We start from the raw sequence: 6075 nt of genomic DNA, 5'->3' as shown, positions 1-6075 counted from the left end.
CGACACAAGTTCGGGACATTGGGACTCTACCTCGGTAAATGTCTGGGGCGAATACGATTGTCCGTCAGACGGTACAATTAACATTACTTATGGCTACAGCAAGGATCATCGGCCCGACCTTAAACAAATCGAACTCAGCCTTGATCTCAAACCAGCCTTAGACGATAAAAAACTTGATGCCCGACTTATCCGAGACTTTACCAGCCGGGCAAAGGAACCTCTCACCTCTGTGCTCCGTGGTCTTTTACCACCGGAAATCATCCCTGTATGCCTCCAGGAAACATGCCTTAACGCCGATCGTTCAGTTACAGATATCACCGCCTCGGAGCGCAAAAAACTGCGGTTCTGGTTAAAAAACTTCCGCATAAAGGTCACGGGATATCGCTCCTTCCCGGAGGCCATTATTACCGCTGGCGGCATTAACACCAAAGAAATCAATCCCAAAACTATGGAATCTCGTTTCACCAAGGGACTTTTTATCGTGGGGGAACTCCTCGATATTCAGGCAGATACCGGCGGCTTTAATCTACAGGCGGCTTTCTCAACCGGCTGGGTGGCAGGGGAAAGCGCAGCGCGCTTAGTGAAATCTTAACAACTGGTTTTAGCCACGAAACCACACAGAAACACACGGACAACTGCTTTTTTTATTGTTCTGGGGAGACAAAATAACGCAAATCAAATAAACGCATACCGCATCCTATTGCTTAGGCGGTTAAAAACTCAGACTATTTTTAATGCTTTTGTCTGTGTGTTTTCGTGTGTTTCTGTGGCTAATTTTGCAGTTAAAAAAAATGCTATCGACTTGGGCTGAGCACCAGATCAACAAGTTTTTCATCAACATCGCTGGTGATAATGACTTTTCCAATTTGGGTGGGAAGAACAAAAAACGGCTTTCCGGCAACGGTTTTTTTGTCTGTTTGAAGATAGCCTTTTAATCTGCCAGGATCTCTGCCGGCGGGAATCTCAGTTGCTAAACCAAAGGCGGCAATCAACTTCTCAACTTTTTCGGCATCAGCTGCACTGAAAATTTTCTTCATTCGCGCCAGTCGGCACGCAGCCACCATACCAATTGCAACAGCCAATCCATGTCCAAGTTCGTAATTAGAATCCGCCTCAACCGCATGCCCGATTGTGTGCCCAAAGTTCAAAATTCGGCGCAAGTCCGACTCTTTTTCATCCTTGCCAACGACATCTGCCTTTATCGAACAACTTTTGCTGATGACGTGCTCTATCACTGCTAAATCCAAAGCCAGAATCAGCTGACGATTTTCATCCAGGTAATCAAAAAATGCTCGATCATAAATAACACCATACTTAATCACTTCGGCAATACCATTTAATAACTCGCCAGCCGGTAAAGAGTTCAAGACCAGACTATCTATATAAACGGCCTTGGGCTGATAGAAAGCGCCGACCAGGTTTTTACCCTCGGGTATATCAACTCCAGTTTTACCGCCCACAGAACTATCAACCTGAGCTAGAAGCGTCGTTGGCACCTGCACAAAGTTAATGCCCCGCATATAGGATGCCGCCAGAAAACCTGTAATATCACCAGTAACACCACCTCCGAGGGCAAGCAAACCATCCTTTCTATCAACGCCTAACTGTGCCAGCCGGCTAGCCAGCATAGCGACTGTTGCCATGGTTTTACTTGCCTCTCCAGCAGGAAACGTCACAAGTTCTGGAGAAAATCCAGCCTCAGACAACGATTTAACAATCTGGTCACCATACAAACCAGCAACCGTGGCGTCCGACACAACAACGAACCGTTTGGCGATCTTGCGCGCTTTTAAGTCTGCTCCAATGCCAGAAAGCAGACCATTACTGATACTAATTGGATACGACCTATCGCCAAGCCCTACCTGTAGTTGAACCAATTTGTCACCTCATTTTGCCGTGTTACAAAGTTAAGACTTACTTATTAAATAAAAAAAGGGATACCCATCACAGGTATCCCCTTTTTAACTGCTAATAAAACTAACCCCGATGAACGGGATAAGTGCCTTGCGCAGAGTATTTTCTTGTAAAAAAAACAAGAAAATACTCTGTAAGGCACTAAAAGCTAAAAGCTTCCAAATTACATTTTACTACCAGAAGCAGCACCCTGCATTTTAACCTCAACTTTCTCAGTCAAACCTGCATAGTATTTACGAAGGTGAGTCAGAACCTCTTCACGACCAAAGTGATCAACAACCTCAGCGCCCTCAGAGAGTGCTTTTCTCAGCTTGGTGCCAGAGAGAATAACGCGGCTTGCTTTGTCATGTGGACATGTTCGAAGAGAAGCCATACCATCACACTCTTTACAGTAGAATGTCCAGTCGATTTTCAAAGGCTCGCAGATAAGTGCTTTACCAGGTCCACCATTGGTAGGAATCTTGCTGAAGATTGTCTGTGCTTCAAATAGACCGTAGAAGTCACCAACACCAGCATGGTCACGACCAATGATCATTTTGTTGATGCCGTAGTTCTGACGGAAGGTCGCGTGAAGCAGAGCCTCACGAGGACCAGCGTAACGCATATCAAGCGGATACCCAGCGTTAACAACATTGTCTTTAACGAAGTGGTGCTGAATAAGGATATCAATCGCTTTAACGCGAACGTCAGCAGGAATATCGCCGGCCTTAAGGTTACCGATGAGTGAGTGAATCAACACGCCATCACAGACTTCGATTGCGATTTTGGCAAGGAACTCATGGGAACGATGCATTGGGTTACGAAGCTGAAGGGCTGCAACATTTGACCAACCACGTTCTTCGAATATTGCACGGGTTTCTGCAGGAGTAAGGTAAACGCCTTTGTACTGCTCTGGGTACTCACCCTCTGAGAGAACTTTAACAGGACCAGCAAGGTTAACTGCCTTCTGGTTCATAACCATAATTACACCAGGATGATCTGCTGGAGCGATCTTCCAGAAATTGTCGCCCTGAGATTCTTCGCCTTCACCCTTGAAAACTTTTTCACATTCCCATTTTTTGTCAGCGTCACTCATTTCGTGTTTTTCGGTGACTTTCATGGTTGCGAAGATTGTACCTTTATTCTCAAGGGCAATCTCGTCACCAATTTTGATCGCGTCAGCGTCAGCTTTGTCGCAATCCAAAGTAACAGGAACAGGCCAAAAAGTACCATCAGCCAGTGTGTAGTTCTCGCAAACGCTCTTCCAGTCAGCCTGACCCATGAAGCCGTTCAGTGGGCTAAAACCACCGATACCCATCATGATCAAGTCGCCTTTTGCACGAGCACTGATCTGAATTTTTTTCAATCCAGCTGCTTTCTCTTGTTCTGCCGCAAGCTCACTGCCATGAAGAAGGCAACAAACCAAACCTTTACCGCCGTGTGGTGCAACTAATTTTGACATTTTTTCTGTCTCCTTTTAACTATATTGGATAATAAAAAAGTTATAAAAAACTATTTTCAGCGCCTGAAAATTCACTATCACCTTTAACAAATATGCGAAAATCACAGACCATAAAGTTGGCTCGGCAAATTGTCAAGCAAAAAACAAAAAATCCACTCGAAGGAGCGGATTTTTCAGTAATGCGTTTTTAACTCTTTGTTTTTGGGTAAAGAATCGAGGTGTGGTTTAGGTAGACATACCTATCCATTAAGACAATTACGTCACAAACAAGATACTAGGCATAAGAAGGTTCAGGCTATTGGACTAACCCACAAAGAAGACCCTAAGCGCTCTCGTCAACAAGAAGACCGACTAAATCCTTGAGCTTGGATTTGAGAGTCAACAGCTCTTCCGATGGAAACTGCTTAACCACCTTATCACTGCTTTTGTCCCTGACCTCCACGATAATATCATTGGTCTCCTTGTACTGCTGTAGACCAAGTCTAAGATTGCCGCCAATCGCGTCAAGCCGTTGTTGAACCTCGGCCATGACACTCTCCAGATCCTCGGAAGACATCTTCTTGGCCTGCTTTTCTTTTCCTCGGCCGTGCAATGCCTGCTCATTAAGAGCAACCTTGCCTGAATTTGTGTCCCCTTTCACTGGCTGTACCTGCGGACGGGTTCTGTCCTCTTTCTCTACAACAGGTACTGCTGTCTGGTTCGCCTGGTTCCCATACCCTCTAACATCCGTGTTTGCGCCAACTTCCATAACAACCTCCTACATTCTCAATGCCCTGTTCAGGGAGATACGTACCCTTGACTTTACGTTCTAAAGGCACTAAACAAATCATACCGGATCGGAATACGATTTCAGAATTTATCTTCCTTGATAATTCTCCGGCTTACCCATTACTACTCACAAATCTTGGCTTACCTGTTTGAGGCCGACAACTATATCCACCCAAGGCAGACCTTCCTTTGCGCATACGACTTAAACGCTCGGAAACTATTTGGCGCTGCGTAGCAGCTGCGCCAAACAGCTGTTTATTCAACCTAACCAAATCAGCTAAACTACTTTTAATTCGATCAACTTCATCCCGACTTGCGCCCTGCTCATCAACAAGCACAAAAGACTCCTGCAAAAGGGCCTGCATTTCATAACAGGCCTCCTGCCACTGCTGCAGCTCACTCATTTTTCCTGTAGCCAGGCAGGATAGCTGCTCCTGCAGCCTGGCCTTACAGTCTTCTATTAAACCGTCAAGACGTTGAAGTTGACCCATAGTAACCCCTGCACAAAAAATGTTATGCCGTCGTTCAAAAATAACTGTCACATTTGGAGGCTGTACACGGCATAAGGGGCCGTATACAAGCCGCCATTCATGTAACAGTTGTTACTTGAATGGCCCCTAAATTGATACCGACATTATACCCATCATGCTTTCTGCCGTCGGCTTCGCTGCTTTAAATTTGCTTGTGGCAGAGTAAACTTTTTTCTCCGGCCTTTTCACTTCACCGCTCTGCTGGATCTTGGCAATATGTTCGTCCTTGGCTCTTAATAGATCACCGTTGGCATCTTTAACAAACCCAGCTTCCTTCAGCGCGGTCTCCTCCCAAACGGACTTCAACTTCTGTATATATCTCGATGCCTGCCTGACCGTTTCAACATTCTGAGAAATACCAACCTTAGGCAACTCCACTAGAATTGCTGAATACAAACCTTTGAGAAACTCAGCAGCTTCAGAATTATCATCATTTTTAATCGCAGCGTTCAGCTCCGAGATAAGTGCAATCGCCTTACTTAAATTCTCGCCTCGAAGCTTTACATCTTTTTGCAACAAGCCTTGTTCTACTAACTCCAGGTGCGGTAAAACTCGTTCATACATCAAATGAATAAGTTTCACTTGATGTATTTCTGTTTTCGCCTCACTCTTCTGATAGGCTGTACGAACCCGCGCTGCATGCATAGTTTTCTCCTGTTAATATGATAAAATTACTTTTCGTATATATACACTTTATCATTTATCATTTATTATTCGTTCCCCAATTATTTGCCAAACTGTCAAATTGACCGCTTAAAAATGCAGACATTGAAGTCATCTGATTCATAAACTTATCAAGCGCAACAAACTGCTTAGTCAGCTGATCGTAGCGTTTATCCAGACGAGCGGTTTGATCTTCAATATATTGCTGCAGATCATCAATCCGACTCTGAGCAGCAGTTTTCTCGGCTTCAACAATTCCACCAGTGCTGATCAATGTTCTCAGTCGGCTATTAACCCTATCGGCAAATCCTTCGACTTCATTATCGGAATCACCTATAAAGAAAAGCTTAACCTTGTCCGCAGAGTTGCTTATTACCGATGCTAATGTTTCCTGATTGATTGTTAATGTACCGTCCCTCTCAAACTCCATGCCCAGATCAATCATACTCTGGACCTCCTTTGAGCTATCACCCTTAGCAAAGGACGACATAAGCCCTTGGAGTTCATAAGGCAAACCCCGTAATGTTGTGCTGGATAGGGTACCAAATTTGCCAGTTTCAGAGTTATAAGACGACTGAACCTTTACCTCCTGATAGACCTCGTTATAGGCATCGACAAAGGCAGTAATCTTTTCTTTTAACTCTTCATCATTACTTTGAACCGATACTGTTGCTTTCCCTTCACCTTTAATATTTATGGTAACTCCGGCAATAACATCATTGAATGAGTTAGTTGATCTCTGATATGAGATCCCGTCTA

General features: G+C 44.5%; 7 protein-coding genes. 1 reads left to right on the top strand and 6 read right to left on the bottom strand.

From position 1 onward, the window contains the following. Nucleotides 1–592 (top strand): NAD(P)/FAD-dependent oxidoreductase (locus HQK80_14800; GenBank protein MBF0223465.1); only part of this gene is annotated, 592 nt, incomplete at its 5' end. Nucleotides 593–794: 202 nt separating this feature from the next. On the opposite strand, the gene aroB is transcribed toward HQK80_14800, so the two are convergent. The 6 genes from aroB to fliD form a co-directional block, all read right to left on the bottom strand. After that, the gene (aroB, locus tag HQK80_14795; GenBank protein ID MBF0223464.1) at nt 795–1877 is read right to left on the bottom strand and encodes a 3-dehydroquinate synthase; all 1083 of its coding nucleotides are present in this window, start codon (nt 1875–1877) and stop codon (nt 795–797) included. Between the two features lie 200 nt (nt 1878–2077). After that, entirely contained in the window at nt 2078–3355 is a 1278-nt protein-coding gene (sat, locus tag HQK80_14790) for a sulfate adenylyltransferase (protein ID MBF0223463.1), read from the bottom strand. Between the two features lie 322 nt (nt 3356–3677). Continuing rightward, nucleotides 3678–4103: a flagellar protein FlaG gene (locus HQK80_14785; GenBank protein MBF0223462.1), complete on the bottom strand. Its 426-nt coding sequence runs from the start codon at nt 4101–4103 to the stop codon at nt 3678–3680. A 133-nt stretch (nt 4104–4236) separates the two neighbouring features. Then, entirely contained in the window at nt 4237–4614 is a 378-nt protein-coding gene (locus HQK80_14780) for a hypothetical protein (protein ID MBF0223461.1), read from the bottom strand. A gap of 126 nt (nt 4615–4740) precedes the next feature. Next, on the bottom strand, nt 4741–5298 hold the full coding sequence (locus HQK80_14775; GenBank protein MBF0223460.1) for a flagellar protein FliS: 558 nt from the start codon (nt 5296–5298) through the stop codon (nt 4741–4743). Between the two features lie 58 nt (nt 5299–5356). Beyond that, nucleotides 5357–6075 (bottom strand): flagellar filament capping protein FliD (fliD, locus tag HQK80_14770; GenBank protein MBF0223459.1); only part of this gene is annotated, 719 nt, incomplete at its 5' end.

It is taken from the genome of Desulfobulbaceae bacterium, assembly GCA_015231515.1.
Classification (GTDB): domain Bacteria; phylum Desulfobacterota; class Desulfobulbia; order Desulfobulbales; family VMSU01; genus JADGBM01.
Note: the sequence above shows the minus strand (reverse complement) of the source record. Positions and strands in the feature narration are given on the sequence as shown.